The organism is Lunatibacter salilacus (genome assembly GCF_009797935.1).
In the GTDB taxonomy this organism is placed as follows: domain Bacteria; phylum Bacteroidota; class Bacteroidia; order Cytophagales; family Cyclobacteriaceae; genus Lunatibacter; species Lunatibacter salilacus.
Genome location: NZ_VOLC01000002.1, coordinates 196,910 through 213,330, shown reverse-complemented (window position 1 = coordinate 213,330; position 16,421 = coordinate 196,910). Strand labels below are relative to the sequence as shown.

At 44.2% G+C, this 16,421-nt stretch carries 11 protein-coding genes; 10 read left to right on the top strand and 1 reads right to left on the bottom strand.

Annotated features, from left to right (window positions below):
- Window positions 1-6 precede the first annotated feature (6 nt).
- From FQ608_RS03765 to FQ608_RS27395, 10 genes are all read left to right on the top strand, one after another.
- Window positions 7-1,773, top strand: a complete 1,767-nt coding sequence (locus tag FQ608_RS03765; RefSeq protein WP_158856467.1) for a RagB/SusD family nutrient uptake outer membrane protein — start codon at window positions 7-9, stop codon at window positions 1,771-1,773.
- Between the two features lie 141 nt (window positions 1,774-1,914).
- The gene (locus tag FQ608_RS03760; protein ID WP_158856466.1) at window positions 1,915-3,381 is read left to right on the top strand and encodes a neutral/alkaline non-lysosomal ceramidase N-terminal domain-containing protein; all 1,467 of its coding nucleotides are present in this window, start codon (window positions 1,915-1,917) and stop codon (window positions 3,379-3,381) included.
- A 53-nt stretch (window positions 3,382-3,434) separates the two neighbouring features.
- Complete coding sequence (locus FQ608_RS03755) at window positions 3,435-4,838, top strand: neutral/alkaline non-lysosomal ceramidase N-terminal domain-containing protein (RefSeq protein WP_158856465.1); 1,404 nt, start codon at window positions 3,435-3,437, stop codon at window positions 4,836-4,838.
- A 277-nt stretch (window positions 4,839-5,115) separates the two neighbouring features.
- Window positions 5,116-6,036 (top strand): amidohydrolase family protein, encoded by a 921-nt coding sequence (locus tag FQ608_RS03750; protein ID WP_234364052.1) that lies wholly within the window; start codon window positions 5,116-5,118, stop codon window positions 6,034-6,036.
- On the top strand, window positions 6,026-6,811 hold the full coding sequence (locus tag FQ608_RS03745) for an amidohydrolase family protein (RefSeq protein ID WP_158856464.1): 786 nt from the start codon (window positions 6,026-6,028) through the stop codon (window positions 6,809-6,811). Before FQ608_RS03750 ends, FQ608_RS03745 begins: the two co-directional genes overlap by 11 nt.
- Window positions 6,812-6,881: 70 nt before the next feature.
- On the top strand, window positions 6,882-9,554 hold the full coding sequence (locus tag FQ608_RS03740) for a heparinase II/III family protein (RefSeq protein ID WP_158856463.1): 2,673 nt from the start codon (window positions 6,882-6,884) through the stop codon (window positions 9,552-9,554).
- Between the two features lie 67 nt (window positions 9,555-9,621).
- Window positions 9,622-10,965, top strand: coding sequence for a DegT/DnrJ/EryC1/StrS family aminotransferase (locus FQ608_RS03735; protein WP_158856462.1), 1,344 nt, complete (start codon window positions 9,622-9,624; stop codon window positions 10,963-10,965).
- A 210-nt stretch (window positions 10,966-11,175) separates the two neighbouring features.
- Window positions 11,176-12,564: a neutral/alkaline non-lysosomal ceramidase N-terminal domain-containing protein gene (locus tag FQ608_RS03730; protein ID WP_199856298.1), complete on the top strand. Its 1,389-nt coding sequence runs from the start codon at window positions 11,176-11,178 to the stop codon at window positions 12,562-12,564.
- A 149-nt stretch (window positions 12,565-12,713) separates the two neighbouring features.
- Complete coding sequence (locus FQ608_RS03725; RefSeq protein WP_158856451.1) at window positions 12,714-15,074, top strand: alpha/beta hydrolase family protein; 2,361 nt, start codon at window positions 12,714-12,716, stop codon at window positions 15,072-15,074.
- Between the two features lie 47 nt (window positions 15,075-15,121).
- Window positions 15,122-15,334 carry a glycoside hydrolase gene (locus FQ608_RS27395; protein WP_317168887.1) on the top strand — a complete coding sequence of 71 codons (213 nt, stop codon included), beginning with the start codon at window positions 15,122-15,124 and terminating at the stop codon, window positions 15,332-15,334.
- Window positions 15,335-15,794: 460 nt separating this feature from the next.
- Here FQ608_RS27395 and FQ608_RS03715 read toward each other — a convergent pair whose 3' ends face one another.
- A complete protein-coding gene (locus FQ608_RS03715) occupies window positions 15,795-16,223 on the bottom strand; it encodes a VOC family protein (RefSeq protein ID WP_158856461.1) in 429 nt (142 codons plus the stop codon).
- Between the last annotated feature and the right edge of the window lie 198 nt (window positions 16,224-16,421).

The following is a 16,421-nucleotide window of genomic DNA, read 5'->3' as shown; positions in this document are numbered from 1 at the left end:
TAAAAGATGAAACGATATATAAAATTAGCATTTGTTTTACCCCTGCTGTTTTTGGTGATGGCAGCCTGTAATGAGGATTTCTTGGAGCCAAAACCATTGTCCTTCTTTACCACCGAAAATGTATTTGTGGACCGGGCAGGTTATGAGGCGGTTTTGGTGACCATGAGGAAAGATCTTACCCGCGAACAAACGGCACAGAAGAACTTCATGGCCCATCAGTGGGCAGCCTCAGAAGCAGGTGTACCGTGGCTTCAAATGGATTTTACAACCCTGACCCCCAACTCGGATCGATACCAACAATTTGTCGTCCAAATCAATGACATCTTTGAAATGGTGAAAAATGCCAATGTGGTCATCACCAGAATAGATGACCTGGAGTGGAACAGTCAGGATGACCGCAATGTAATATTGGCTGAGGCGTATTGGCACCGGTCATATTGGTACTATAGACTGATCGGGAATTATGGGGATTTGCCATTTTTAAAGGAAGAGGTGCGTGGCGTACGACTGGATTTTCAAAGTCATAGCAGGTGGGCCATTTTGGACCAAATTCAGTCGGATATGGAGTTTGCGGTACAACATATGCCCGTATCTGCGTCACCTGGAATTCCCACTAAAGGTGCGGGAGATCACCTATTGTCCAAAATCTACCTGGCCAATATGGAATTTGACAAAGCCATTGAAGCGGCTACGAGGGTGATTGACGGTCCTTATGCCCTGATGACTGACAGGTTTGGGGTAGAAGCAGGTGACCCGGCCAAAAATGTGATCTGGGATCTTCACCGCCATGCCAACAAAAACAGCGGTCAGAACAGGGAGACCATCTTGGCCTTTGTAGACAGATGGGAAGCCCCACCAACGGCAAGGACCCCAGGTTTATTTACTATGAGAGTTTATCATAGTGCCTTTTACCAAGCCATGTTTAAAGACAAAGACGGTATCCGCGGTACAATAGACAGAGGTCCCATGTACGATTCCTTGGGACGTGGAAACCCTGATGTGGCTTTAAGCGATTGGCACAGTTATACCATTTGGGAAACGGGAAATTTTGATTATACGAATACACCTGATTTGAGAAGGGCCGACATCAACTGGATTGACAGAGAGGAAGTGTATTATAACAACCCAGCCTCCTCCCAATATAGGGAACCTATTGATCCGGCGAACACAGACATTCCTTCCGAATTCTGGGCCAGGTTATTTCCTATGCCGTTTTATAAAACCTATTCTCCAAATGCTCCGGATCAAACCAGCATTCCAATGGGTAGCAATGGTGACTGGTATATTTACAGACTTGCCGAAACGTATCTTATCCGGGCAGAAGCCCATTTTTGGAAAAATGACCTGGCCAGTGCTGCTATGGATCTTAATACCGTAAGGGAAAGGGCCAATGCGCCTACCATAAGCCCAGGGGATGTCACCATTGACTTTATTTTCGACGAAAGGGCAAGGGAGTTGTTTGCAGAGGAGCCTCGCCAGAATGAACTGAACAGGGTATCCTACATTATGGCCGCAAGGAACGAAGGAGGATATAGTCTGGAAACCCTTCATGAAAAAAACTTTTTTTATGACAGGGTTAGAAACCTGAACAATTTCTATGACAGATCGGATGAAATCATCCTTCTAGGCCAAAGACCAAGGATCATGCCTCACCATTATCAATGGCCCATAGATGATGATATGGTCAATTCCAACACTCTGGGAAGGATCAATCAGAACAAAGGATACACCGGCTCTGCTAATAATATTCCTCCTTTGGAAGTGGTGGAATAAATGCCAACAGTGTCTGATTAATATCCCCTCGACTGCCTCTGATCCAAAATGATTAATGGCAGTTGAGGGGTTTTGATATCCGTATCAAATAACCTCAAACATCCTTACTTCCTTATTTTGTAACCAAAATCCATCTTGAGATTGAAAAAGACAAAACCAGGAGCCATCAAAAGACGAAAATTTATCAGTTCAGTTACGACAGGAACTCTAGGACTGGTTTCAGTCCCTGTATTTTCATTTGATAAATTGCGGGGAAAATCGGAAAACAAAGCGGTAGAAGTGCCTCCTCCCAAGCAAGCTGGTTCAGGATGGCAAATAGGAATTGGCAAAGCTAGTATCTCGCCACAAAATGGAGTCTGGCTGGCCGGATATGGCAAGAAGCGGGTGGCTTATGGGAAAATCCATGATCTATGGGCTAAGGTAATCGCCTTAAAAGACACGAACGGGCAACGGGTGGTCATGGTCACCACCGACCATATGGGCATGTCCAAAACCATTTATGAAAGACTTTTTAGTACCCTACAGCAGCGGTTCAAATTAGACCGGTCCCAATTCATGCTAACTTTTTCCCACAATCACTGTGGGCCATGTCTGGAAGATGATTTGGTGGACTACTATCCCAGCGATCAACAGCAAAAGCATTTGGTGACCGAATATACGGCTTGGATGGAAGCACAAATTATTGCGGCGGTTGATGAGGCATTGGGGAGTTGGCAAAGCTGTGAATTGCTTCAGGGGGAAGGCAAATGTACATTTGCTGTAAACCGCAGGGACAATAAGGAGGCAGAAGTCCCGGAGATGTTGGCGAATGGCGTTTCCTTAAAAGGTGCGGTAGACCACTATGTCCCTGTTTTGGCGGCAAAAGCTCCTGGAGGCCATTATCTTGCCCTTTTATTTGGCTATGCCTGTCATCCAACCACCCTTGATTTTAATACCTGGTGTGGGGATTATCCGGGATTTGCCCAGATCAATTTGGAAAGTAACCATCCGGGTACTGCGGCCATGTTTTTTAATGCCTGTGGGGGCGACCAGAATCCGCTGCCCAGGAGGAAATTGGAACTGTGCGAAAAGTACGGTAAAATGCTTTCCGATGCGGTGGAAGAGGTTCTGGAAAGTAAAATGGAACCCATTTCGCCCCAGTTGACTCCAGCATTCAGCTTTGTCGATTTGGAATATGAGGAAATGATTTCAATGGAAAAATTGACCCCTATCGCCAATGGTAACCGGCCCTTGCAGGCAAGGTGGGCGAACCGCATGATCGGTAAAATCAAGGCCGGAGAAACCTTTTCCAACACGTATCCATTCCCTGTACAGGCCTGGAAAATGGGCAATGAGCTGTTGTTTATCGGTATGGGAGGGGAAGCGGTGGTAGACTATTCCCTGCGCTTTAAAAAGGAATTTTCTCCCACAACCTGGGTTTGCGGTTATGCCAATTATATGGCGGCCTATATCCCTTCCAGACGGGTATGGGAAGAAGGCGGCTATGAAGGTGGACCCCATTTGGATGAATATGGTCACCCAGCTTGGAAATGGAAGGGAGATATCGAAGACCGCATTGCAGGAGCCGTCCAAAAAGTAGTCGGTGAAACCGAAAAAAAATACGGCTAATTAATAAACCCTATCTGACAATTTATTCCTTTTCAGCCCAAAAAACTCTGATCATGAAAACAATCCCATCTTTAATTTCTATTTGGCTTATGCTGGCCATCGGTCTGTTTGGATCCAACCACACGGCCTTTTCGAGACAGGTTCATTCAAGCTGGAGGGCGGGTGTCGCAAAAGTGGACATTACTCCTCAGGAATCCATATGGATGGCGGGATATGCTTCCAGGGACCATCCCTCTGAAGGAGTGAGACACGCCATATGGGCCAAAGCCCTTGTTTTGGAAGATGCTGTAGGTAATTTGGCTGTATTGGTGACTACAGATCTTGTAGGGATTCGGCAAGAACTTTCCCTTCGGATCCGTGATCGGCTGAAGCACCAGTTTGGTTTATCCAGGGACCAGGTGATTCTAAACAGTTCACATACCCATACCGGTCCTGAAACCGATTATGCAAGGTATCAATTCCAGTTGGATGAAGTCCAATTGGGGAAAATTAAAAAATATGCTGAAAACCTGGAAAATAAAATTGTGGAATTGGTTGGTAATGCCATGGAATCGCTGAAACCGGTTTATCTGTATTCTGAAAATGGTGTGACTCGTTTTCAAGTGAATCGAAGAAATAATAAAGAAGCGACATTAGTTCATCACAATGAGTTGAACGGACCAAATGACTATGCTGTGCCGGTGATAAAGGTAGCGGATCAAAAGGGAGAAATGATGGCGTTGGTATTTGGGTATGCTTGTCACCCTACGGTGTTGGCGGACTATCAAATTTCTGGTGACTATGCGGGATTCGCCCAGCTGGAACTTGAAAAGCTTTATCCGGGCACCACCGCCCTGTTTTTTCAGGGAGCAGGTGCTGACCAGAATCCATTACCCAGGCGATCTGTCCCCTTGGCCATTCAGTATGGTAAAGCATTGGCCGCTTCGGTCGAAAGGGTGCTCACGGAGGACATGAAGCCGTTGACAGGTAATTTGTCCACCGCATATGCTGAAATTGACCTTACTTTTGCCAATCCTACTCCTAACAGGGAAGAATTATTGGAAATTACGGGTTCGTCCTCAGGGTATCCGGAATACCTGAAACAAAATGCCAACGTATTGATGTCCAAACTGGACAAAGGCGAATCCCTGATTACTTCCTACCCTTATCCAGTGCAGGCTTGGAAATTGGGGGATCAGGCGATTTTTGCTTTTGGAGGCGAATTATTGATTGGTTATTCCATTGCACTTAAAAATATTTTTGGTCCGGATATATTTGTCATGGGATATTCCAATGATGTAATGGCTTATATTCCAACTAGTACCGTATTGGAGGAAGGGGGGTATGAAGGGACCCGCTCTCCAATTTTTACCACCCCTTGGGCATCCAACATTGAAGAAAGGATTATTGCTGAAGCGGTGAAATTGGCAGAAAAGGTGGGGATCCGATCGCAGGAAGCCCCAGTAACGGATCAATAAACCTGTTCAAAAAAGACGGGCTATAATTAAGAAGATACCAAGAAATGATTGATATGCCCAATTGCCGAAGGTTAGGACCAAGGCGTATGGTTTGGTAAAACCGTGTGACTTGGGGAAAAAAGGAATAGGGGCCAAAATACGGAAGCCCTGTTAAAAATTGGGATTCATGCCGGTGATCTGGTGGAATCTTAATCGACTTAAATTGATGGAATTTAAATCCAATTATTTAGAGAATTTAGTATATTGGTTATTAAAACTATATTTATAAATAAGGATTATGACACAAGCAATGACCAGAAGAAAATTTTTTTCAAATGCGGCAGTGTCCGCATCCGGACTCGTCGTAGGTGCTAATTTAGTTGGTTTTTCCAGTAAGGAAGAACACGTGAAGGCGGAAAATGATTTAATGGCTGAGGTATTGAAATACCGGAAAATTGATTCCCATGCCCATGTGTATTTTACAGAAGACAGCCCTGAAATACAAATTGATTTTGCTGATCGGCTGGGCATCAATAAACTTGTTATCTCCCGCCCCATGGCACCGGGAAGCAGGGGCTTACCGGAAGAATTCAAACAATGTAACGACCTGATCATTGATATCGTTTCGAGATTTCCCGACCGGTTTATTGGACAGCCGACCATAAATCCCACCTATCCAAAAGCATCCATGGATGAGATTGATCGTTGTTTGGATCATGGAATGGTAGGTTTAAAACTATATAACCACGTCAAATTAAGTGACCCTCTATTTTATCCTGTTATCGAAAAATTCATAGACCTTAAAATGATCATTTTGATGCATATGGGAATAGGTAAATCCAGGGTGGTGTTCGATGCAAGGGAACCGGAAAATGTATCTACTCCCGAGGATTTTGTAATTACGGCAGAACGCTATCCTGAAGCCATGTTTCAATTGGCTCATTTAGGTGGGGGCGGGGATTGGTTAGATGCCTGCAAAGCAGTTAAACCTTATCCCAATGTATATGTGGACGTATCCGGAAGCAATAATGAAGCAGACATGATATCTTTCGCCATGGAGCAGTTGGGGGAAGACCGGTTATTTTTCGGATGCGACAATAGTTTTTTTCAGGGGGTAGGCCATGTGTTGGCAGCAAATCTGAACGAGACTCAGCGAAAGAAGCTATTTTTTGAAAATTACAATACTATTTTAAGAAAATCAGGTAATAATGTGGATTGACAGCAATACTTACGTAGGACATTGGCCTTTTCGCCAGGTAAAGAATAATTCTTGTAAAGCTTTATTGGCTAGAATGGATGAATTTGGAGTCGAGGCCTCCTTGGTTACCAATTTCAATGGGATTTTTTATAAAGACACCCAGGCTGCCAATCGGGAACTTTACGATGAAATCAATTCAAACAGCAAGTTTAAGAATAGATTATTGCCTTTTGGCGTGATTAATCCGGTTTATTCAGGTTGGAAAGAAGATCTGAAAATTTGCAGTTCAAATTTAGGAATGAAAGGGATCCGCATATTTCCTAAATACCATCGGTATGAATTGGATAATCCAAACTGTATAGAATTGGTAAAAAGGGCGAGGGATATGGGTCTGCCTATTGGGCTTACGTTGAGAATGGTGGATAGCCGGCCCAGTTCCTGGCTGGATATTAGTCATGAATGGACCCTTAGTGACACCCTGCCGATTATCAAGGCGGTACCTGACGCCCAATTTATGATCCTAAATATTGCCAATAGTACCCAATTGGCAGAGGATGACCTTTCTATGTTTAAAAAATCTAATATCTTTATGGATACTTCCGGGAGGAATATTATTGACTTGGGAGCATTGTTGACGTCCTTCGGAAAAGATAAATTCGGGTTTGGGACACATTCACCCCTTTTGGATTACCGTACCGGTGCCTTAAGGATTGCTTCCCTCCGGGATGATGAAGCTGACCCTACAACTCGGGAAGATTTACAGGCCGGTAATATCAAAAGGTTTCTAAACCTTTAAAAAAGGATAAACACTTTAATTACCTTCTATTTTGATGGTAAGCTATTAGATTCAACATAAATCGATATCAATGACCGAAAAGCCTGAAAACAGAAGAGAATTTTTAAAGCAGACTGGGCTTTGTGGTATCGGTATGTATTTGGGAACACCCCTGGTTTTCAAGGCATCTGCTCATGTCCAGCATTCAACTCATCCTGATCCCTTATTGGATTGGACCGATTGGGAAAAATACCGGACTACGGTAAGTCATCCCTGTTTGACCATTAAACAGGAGCATTTGGATTTTGCCAAAGAAAACATCGAAAAGTACGACTGGGCAAAAGCTCATTTTAACCGAATCCATGACATCATCCAAAATCATGTAGGGCGGATTACCCCTGAATTTTTGGAAATGATGATAGAAGAAACCACCCCGGGAGATCCACTTTGGACGCCTTGTCCTTCCTGCAGGGATAAGGGTAAACCGGTTCATCCCCATGGCTTATGGCATTGGGATGTTGCCTCACCCCAACAACTGGAATGCACTGAATGTGGTGTGATTTTCCCAAACAATCAATACCCGGAAGACATTGTCTTAACAACCAAATGGGGGAAATCCCAACGCATAGCATTCTATGGTGGTGAACCTTTTGTGATTTTTGGGTATAAAGAAGGGAGACCCAGTTTCAGTGCAAATATCCGGTCGAGGAAGGTACAATGGATAACAGGTCTTAGCAGGACATTGGCTGAGGGATTCCAGCTAACCGGAAATCTTGAATATGCGGAAGCCAGCCGCATGATTTTGCTTCGCCTGGCCAATTGCTATCCCAATTGGCTGGTGCATGTGGGTTATGGTGAATACGCAGATATGGATCCAAAAATTGCGGCCATGAACATCAATAACCTTCCCAGCCCAGAATTATGTCCTCCTCCCAATGAACCCGATTACCGTCTTTGGACTGGATATTGGAGTGCGGGAAGGGCAAGTGGCGTTGGTTTGGAATCTGATTTTGTCAGGAAAGTTGCCGCTGCCTACGACCTGACCTGTACAGCCAAGTATGCAGATGGTACCCCCCTGTATGCTGAAAAGGAAAAATTAATTATTGAAAGGGATTTGTTATTGGAAAGCACTGTTTTGTTGGTAGGTGACAAAGCTTTAAACAATAAATCTGTAAGTAACCGGACTGCAGCGGCTTTGGTGGGGATGTGTGTCGGACATCCGGGTTTGGTCAGGTTCGGGCTGGAAGGTTTCCAACTGACAGTAGATGGCTGGTATTTGCCAGATGGCACCACCAGTGAATCACCTTTTTATGGTCTGATGACATTGGGAGGAATTTGGGACATGGCCCAGGCAGCACAAGGCTATTCTGACCCCCTCCCTTACAGGGATGAAGGGGGAAGCCGGATGGAGAACCTTAACCTTTACCATGGAACCAATTATCAACTGGTTTGGGAGGCATTTTTTAATGGTTTGCAGGGTGATTTGGCTTATCCCCCGTATGCAGATTCATTTCGGAATACCCGACTTGATGTGGCCTATGTGGAGTTGATGGTAGCCAATTATCCAGTCAAAAGTTCATACCTGGCCCTTTTAAAAGAAATATGTGGCCAACAACTTTCCCTACATAGCGGTTCTTCCGCATTCAATAGTGAATTCAATGATTCATCCGTTGATCCGGTACTCACCCTGCCCTATGATCTCACCAAGCCCAATGGAGCTTCCTCATTTTCCCTTTATTACAGAAAACCGGGTCTTGAAAACATGGCTGCTGAGGAACTGAATTTACCTGACTGGTGTCCCGCCCATCTTAGGATCGGCCATTTGCGTACCGGTACTCATGGTAGAGAGAGTTTATTGTTGTTGAGTGCCAGCCATTGGGGAATTCACCATGAAAATGACAGTCTCAATCTTTATTACTGGAAAAAGGGTGAAGAGGTGCTTTCTGATCTAGGTTATTTGTGGGATCACCCATTAAAATCCAACAATATCAGGGCCTTGGCTCATAACACTGTCCTAGTGAATGAGCAAAATCAGATCAGCAAGGGAAGAGGCGGTGAAGTGATCCATTTTAAAACGTTTGAAAATTCAAAGGTAATGGAGATGATTTCTTCTGCCTATGCAGAAACAAGCGTTTATAAACGTACATCCGTTTTGATTGACCATGGTAATGGTAAGAATTATGTTGTAGATTTCTTTCGGGTCGAAGGTGGAGAAATTCAGGATTATGTCTTTCATACCTCCGGAGAAATTCAGGAAATGAAAGGGATCATGCCAACACCTGAGGAGGGAAAATCCCTTTATGATTTTTCTGATGTCAGAACAGCAAATGGAAATGGGGTATGGCATCTCAAATGGAAAACCGGCGAACAAATTACCGCAGCGGCCTGGTCGGTAGGCCATCAGGAAGAAACGGTGTTTTTAGCAACAGGTTGGGGTCAAAGGGACTGGAAAAACGAGGATATTGGTGCCACTATTCCCTACATTGTGAGAAGGAGAAAGGGAAATGGCTTGAAGACTTTTATTTCGGTTTTTGAGGGATATGAAGGAACTGAACCATTTGTCCGGAATGTGAGGGTAATAAATGACTCGGGGATCATTGTTATTGATACCCTACTTGGAAGGGATTATGTAATGTCAATGAATGATTCCGGAATATTAAAAATTGAAACCCCTGATGGGATCAAAAGTATAAAGGGCCATTTTGCAGCTGCATCGGTTCAAAAAGATAAACTGGTCTGGTCGGAATCCTTTTCTTCCGGATAGGATGAATCTGAAAAAAATAGTAGTGGCATAGGTGCTTAAAATCTTTACATATATAAAAAATACAGATATGATTCATCAACCCGACCGACGGAAATTCCTGAGTACGTTGTCTCTTGCTGGAGCAAGTGTTACCCTGGCAGGGTCAACTTTTGCCTATATCCAGAACAAGGTAAATAAGCCAGCCATTCTTGGAGGGCCCAAAGCACATCCGGACCAGTTTCCCGCCTGGCCTGTTAGCGGAAAAAGAGAAGAAAATGGGTTGGCGGAAATTTTGCAAAGCAAAAAATGGGGCCGTTTAAACGGGAATACGGTAGCCGAATTCGAAAATAAATACAAAGAAATGACAGGTGCCAAACACTGTTTGGGGGTATCCAGCGGCACAAGTGCGCTATATACTTCTTTGGGCGTGTTGGACATCGGACCAGGGGATGAAGTCATTATTCCTGTGTACACCTTCATTGCCACTTACAACGTTGTCGTTTTAAATTATGCTCTACCAAGATTTGTGGATATCGATTTGGAGAGTTTTCAAATCGATGCCAGTAAAATTGAGGGCTCCATTAACCGAAATACAAAATTAATCCTTCCGGTGCATATTGGAGGGTCGCCAGCCGATATGGATGCGATAATGGAAGTGTCCGGAAAACACCATATCCCAGTCTTAGAGGATGCCTGCCAGGCCCATTTGGCCGAATGGAAAGGAAAAAAAGTAGGGACGATTGGATTTGCTGGTGCGTTCAGTTTTCAATCGAGCAAAAACCTCAATTCAGGTGAAGGGGGGGCAATCATCACCAATGATGAAATGTTTGCCAAGGATGCCTTCAATTTCCACAATCAGAGCAGGGGAAATGATGATGAAAACAGCACTTATAGTTCCACAAGGGGTACGAACCTCAGGATGACAGAATTTCAGGGGAGTTTATTGGTTTCCCAAATGAGCAGGTTGGAGGATCAGGCGGACCTTCGGTCGAAGAATGCGCAGTACCTTTCAGGTCTTTTAAGCGAGATACCTGGTATATACCCTGCCAAATTATACCCGGGTGTCACAAAAAGTTCTTATCATCTCTACATGTTCCGGTATGATAAAAACGAATTTGCTGAAATGCCACGATCCAGATTTTTAGAAGCGTTATCCGCGGAAGGGGTCCCCTGTTCGGGAGGTTACGGGATGATGAACAAGGAGAATTATGTTCAGAATTTGGCAAAAAACAGGCATTATTTGAATTTATACGGAAAAGAAACCATGCAGGAATGGTTAGAAAGCAGCAGCTGTCCCCAAAACGACCAACTTTGTGAGCAAGCCGTTTGGTTTGGTCAATCCATGTTGCTGGGAACAAAGAAAGACATGGACCAGATTGCGGAAGCCATATTCAAAATCAGGACCCATGCAGGAGACCTGGTAAAATCTTAATCGACTTAATCGGATGAAATTGAGCATGACGAGAACGTCACACAGTGGGATGATTATCGTAGCGAGATTCCATCCCGATACTCGGGACAAGTTATGACCTATGAAAATCAAATTATAAACAGATGAAATCGAGCATGACGCAGGCGACGCACGGAGGGATGATTATAATTGCGAGATTCCATGTGGCCATTAAAAAAAAATTATAAACACATGAAATTTAAATATCAAGGTTTATTGAGCGGGTTATTGGGGTGGATGATTTTATTGGGAAATTTCTCAGGTCCGGTTTGGGGCCAGGATACCAATCAAACGGAACCTCAAATGGATGTCGGGGTGAGCACCATAGACATTACCCCAGAAAGCCCCATCCGCTTGGCGGGATATGGTGCCAGGAATAAAAATCCTTCGGAGGGGATACTCCATCGGTTGAATGCCAAGTCCCTTGCATTTGGCCGGGATGACCAGGGACCGTCCATTCTGATTACGGTAGATTTGGTGGGGATCCCTGCCATAATTACTAAAAATGTAACCGAAAGAATTGAAGAAAAAACCGGGATTGCAGCTTCCAACCTGGTGATTTGTGCTTCCCATACGCATGGTGGTCCCGAAGTGGGCAATCTGCTCAACATTCTTCAATACAGGGGGGCTTCTTTTAGTGATTCCTTGCTCCGGTTAGATGAATTGTTGGAAATTTCCAGGTATACTGATCGATTAACTGATCAACTGGTGGAAGTGGCTCTTGCCTCCCTAGAAGAAAGGGCTCCGGCTTTAGTGTCCTGGGGACAGGGAAACATGGGATTTGCAAAGAACAGACGAACGGCCGGAGGCCCGGTTGACCAATCCTTTCCCTTAATGAAAATAACGGACCCAACCGGTAAATTAAAAGCCGTTTTGGTGAATTATGCCTGCCATGGCACCACCTTGGAAGGGTCGGTAAATCAAATTCATGGTGATTGGATGGGAGAGGCTCAACTTATGATTGAGTCGAATCATCCCGGAACGGTTGCCATGGTGGCGATTGGCTGTGGAGCGGATGCCAACCCGCATCCACGGGGCAAAATAAAGCATATGCGTATGCATGCCCAGGAGGTGATGGAAAACGTTGACCAACTGCTTTCGTCGAAACTACAACCGATCACCCAACCACCGGTCGGAAAGATTAAATGGATCAAGCTGCCATTTAACCATATTCCTTCAGTATCTGAGCTAATTGTCCAAACAGAGGATAATACAGTTAAGGGTTATTATGCCCGTTTGGCTTTGGATCGAATTGCCAGGGGGCAGGAAATTCCCCGGGAACTTTCTTATCCTGTCCAAACCTGGACTTTTGGGAATGAAATGGCCATGGTTAACCTCGCGGGGGAAGTGGTGGTGGATTATTCCCTGCGCTTAAAAAAAGAAATTGGTGCTGAAAAACTCTGGATAAATGCTTATGCCAATGACGTGCCCTGTTATATCGCTTCCTGCAGGGTCATCAGAGAAGGAGGGTATGAAGCAGAATCGAGTATGTACTATTATGACAAACCATCTCCTTTTGTCGAGGAAGTCGAAGATTTAATCATAGGTACGGTACATGAACTTCTTCCGGCCTCTTTTTAGGTAACAAGGTTGCTTGGGCAGGTAAGCGAAGTAACTGCCATTGCTAACCTTTCCGGATGGGATGAATGCCTATTTTGAAGAAGATGTAATTTTAGAATAACCGGTAGGGTAGGATTCCATTGCCTTTACCCAACCACTAAATTTAATCTATGAAACCGAATCAATCTCCCCTTTGTGCTTGGAAGTCTTCAGCCACCTGCACTTTCTTTTTATTATTTTCCGCACTATTCAGCCCAAATCATGGCCAAACGCAGGGGCAATTTCCATTTTCCGCTAATTCTTTGGAAAAACAGTTTGATTTGCCCAATGAGATGATGAAAGGGATATCGGATTTTCTCGACCTTGAGCTCCAGAAGGCTGAGCAACAAAGGGAGGATTTTCAGCAAATAGATTTCAGCAACCCTTCTGCATTTAATATTTCTATAGCCCCTAAAAGGGAGGCTTTGTCCAAAATTCTGGGCTTGGAGGGACCGCGTTCCGACCCGGAAATGGAAATTATTGGGGATGGTCATCTGGGGCAGTTTTCTGTGGAGCAAGCAAACCTTGTGATAAGTGCCGTCAGATGGAAGGTATTGGATGGGGATTTTAAAGACTTTTATGCGGAGGGCCTGTTGCTTCAGCCACGAAAAGAGGTAAGGGCAAGGATGGTATTTATTCCGGATGCTGATGACCTACCTGAAATTTCAGCGGGCTTATTGGAAAGGGAAAATGCCTCCTTTGGATCGGCCAGGCAGTTGGCGGAGTCAGGAATACAGGTGCTTATACCGGTATTGGTAAGCCGGGAGGATACCTTTTCAGGCAGCCAGATTTTGAATAAATTCACCAACCAACCCCATAGGGAATGGATTTATCGCCAGGGGTTCATTCTTGGCAGGCATGTAATCGGTTATGAACTTCAGAAGATATTTGCAGCTATTGACTGGTTTGAAGCGATGAATCGGCAGGAAGGTAAAGCATTAAAAATTGGAGTCGCCGGCCATGGAGAAGGCGGTTTGTTATCTCTTTATGCATCTGCCCTTGATACCAGAATTTCATCCACCCTAGTCAGTGGCTATTTTAATGAAAGATCCAATATTTGGAAGGAACCGATCTACAGAAATGTATTTGGCCTGTTAAAAGAATTCGGGGATGCGGAACTGGCCGCCATGTCATGGCCCCGAAGACTGATCATCGACTATTCCCTATATCCAGATGTATCTGGTCCTCCAGAACCTTCTGATGGACGGAATGGTGCTGCTCCTGGAAAATTAACCGTCCCGGAGGTTTCCGGGGTGAAGTCGGAATGGGACCGTGCCGAAAAACTTTTACCACAAGGGAAAAGTCACCTTAGCTGGTATGAAGGAAGGAATTCCTTATCAAAAAATGCCTTGAAGGAGTTGGTCAAAGAATTGGGAATAACATTTTCAGAAGATCTGGGTGATAAATCAATTGGGGAGGTCCCTGTGTCGTGGCCTGAAGCAGACAAAAGACAACAGCGTACGGTGAAAGACATGGAATTTCATTTGCAGCAATTGATTTCAAAAAGTGAACAGATCAGGGACAAGTATTTTTGGGAAACCGTAAATGGGGATGCCAAAGGAGTGGTTTCAGCAAAGGATGAACATAGGGAAAGGCTTTGGCAGTTGCTCGGCCGATTGCCGGATCCGGATCTCCCCGTAAACACGATGGCCAGGAAATATGCCGAATCGGAGAAGTGGACCGGATATGAGGTAAAACTGGATGTTTGGCCTGGAATCTATGCATGGGGGATTTTATTGATTCCAAAAAACCGGAGGAGTGGAGAACAATATCCGGCAGTGGTTTGCCAACATGGCCTGGAGGGACTTCCCGAAGATGTGGTGACCAGGGATGAAGATTCCAGGGCCTTTGCCCCCTACCAGGGATTTGCAGCAGAATTAGCGGATCGGGGATATGTGGTATTTGCCCCGCACAACCTATACTGGGGAGGAGATGATTTCAGGGTATTGCAAAGAAAAGCCAATCCCCTGGGACTTTCCCTTTTTTCTATCATCACCGGCCAACATCAGCGAATTGTGGAATGGTTGGGGCAGCAATCTTTTGTGGACGCCCAACGGATCGGGTTTTATGGCTTATCCTATGGAGGTAAAGCGGCCATGAGAATCCCTGCCCTGGTGGAGGGATATGCCCTTTCTATTTGTTCCGGCGATTTTAACGAATGGGTACGCAAAGTGAGCAGTACGGATCATGCGGCTTACAACAGTTATCCATTTACCGGAGAATATGAAATTCCGGAATGGGACCTGGCCAATACCTATAACTATGCAGAAATGGCGGCCCTTATAGCCCCCCGTCCCTTCATGGTGGAACGTGGTCATCGAGACGGAGTGGGTACGGATAAGTGGGTGGCTTATGAATATGCCAAAGTACGACTTCATTATACAATTATTGGCAAGATCGAAGCTACTGAGATAGAATATTTTGATAAGGGACATACCATCAACGGGGAGGGTAGTTTTAAATTTTTGGACAGGCACCTAAAAAATCCATAAAATATGAACGCTACGGTAAGGATTTAGGTATCAATCCGGCACTTTATATGGCTAGGGTAATACACAATGATTTGGTAATAGCTCAAGCATCAGCTTGGCATTGGTGGCTGGCAATTTCTCCCTATAACTATAAGGATGGGCTGGTATATATTTCCAAATCAGAAACCGACGGCGTTATAGAAGAAACCAAGATGCTTTGGATCTTGGAAATTATAGCCGTTTTATTCCCCTCGGATACCAGCGGAATTTCGCAACGCTGAATAATCAGACCACCCAAGATCAACATTTGCTCGTTTCGGCATTTCAGGATCCTAATTCCTCAAATATACCTGATGCATGTTTGTAATAGAAAAGAGATAAATGGAACCACGAGGAGGACACAAAGGCATAAAGTTTTTTTTAAAAAATCTCCGTGTCCCCTATGTGGTTCTCATTTTTACCGCAAAAGGCGCAAAGGAGGCGCAGAGGCCGCTAAGGATACCAAAAAATCTATGTGAACTATGTGGTTAAAAAATGACCACATATGAGGACACAAAGTGCACAGATTTTTTTTAAAAAATTCTCTGTGTCCTCTATGTTACCTCTGTGTTCTCAGTGGTTCAATTTAAAAATTGTTTTTAAAGGAACTTATTTGGAGTTTATTTAAGTGAAATGTAGTAATCGTTGAGTTGGGATCATTTGGTTGTATTTGGTATTGAGCAAAAGCCTAATTCGGAGTCATTATTTCCCGATGTCAACACTAACCATCCAATTGATACCAAACTGATCCGTCAACATACCAAAATAGGAATTCCAGAAAGTATTTTCCATTGGCATGGACTGCTTGCCATTTTTGGAAAGTCCCGCATAGAGTCTATCAGCTTCTTCTTTTGTATCCGTATGGATTGAAATGGAAAAGTTGTCTCCAACGGTTGCTTTTTCATAATGCTCACTGGTATCACTTCCCATTAGCGCAGTTTCCTTGCTAATGGGAAGCGTCACGTGCATGATTTTGTCATTATCTGTCTCTGACATCTTATAGCCCTCTTGGGAAGGCATATCTCCAAACGTACTTATAAACGAAAATTCGCCTCCAAAGACAGAGCGGTAAAATTCAAAAGCTTCCCGGCAATTGCCATTGAAAGTAAGGTAGGTGTTGATTGTAGTCATGTGATTAGGTTTATGTTGGAAATAACCGTATTAAAAATAAATTTAATCTTTTCTCGGGAAAAGTGGAATTGTCAAAAGGCAAAAAAATGAAATGCCTGTACTAAATGTCTATTTGAATGTATCCGATGGCATGTCAAAATCTATTATGAATGCTAAAAAAATAGTAGTATTTTGGATGTTTAAATTGTCTAATATAAC

Coding starts and splice junctions, on each gene's coding strand:
- FQ608_RS03765 (WP_158856467.1), top strand. CDS start 7: ATGAAACGATATATAAAATTAGCATTTGTTTTACCCCTGCTGTTTTTG.
- FQ608_RS03755 (WP_158856465.1), top strand. CDS start 3,435: ATGAAAACAATCCCATCTTTAATTTCTATTTGGCTTATGCTGGCCATC.
- FQ608_RS03750 (WP_234364052.1), top strand. CDS start 5,116: ATGACACAAGCAATGACCAGAAGAAAATTTTTTTCAAATGCGGCAGTG.
- FQ608_RS03745 (WP_158856464.1), top strand. CDS start 6,026: ATGTGGATTGACAGCAATACTTACGTAGGACATTGGCCTTTTCGCCAG.
- FQ608_RS03740 (WP_158856463.1), top strand. CDS start 6,882: ATGACCGAAAAGCCTGAAAACAGAAGAGAATTTTTAAAGCAGACTGGG.
- FQ608_RS03735 (WP_158856462.1), top strand. CDS start 9,622: ATGATTCATCAACCCGACCGACGGAAATTCCTGAGTACGTTGTCTCTT.
- FQ608_RS03730 (WP_199856298.1), top strand. CDS start 11,176: ATGAAATTTAAATATCAAGGTTTATTGAGCGGGTTATTGGGGTGGATG.
- FQ608_RS03725 (WP_158856451.1), top strand. CDS start 12,714: ATGAAACCGAATCAATCTCCCCTTTGTGCTTGGAAGTCTTCAGCCACC.
- FQ608_RS27395 (WP_317168887.1), top strand. CDS start 15,122: ATGGCTAGGGTAATACACAATGATTTGGTAATAGCTCAAGCATCAGCT.
- FQ608_RS03715 (WP_158856461.1), bottom strand. CDS start 16,223: ATGACTACAATCAACACCTACCTTACTTTCAATGGCAATTGCCGGGAA.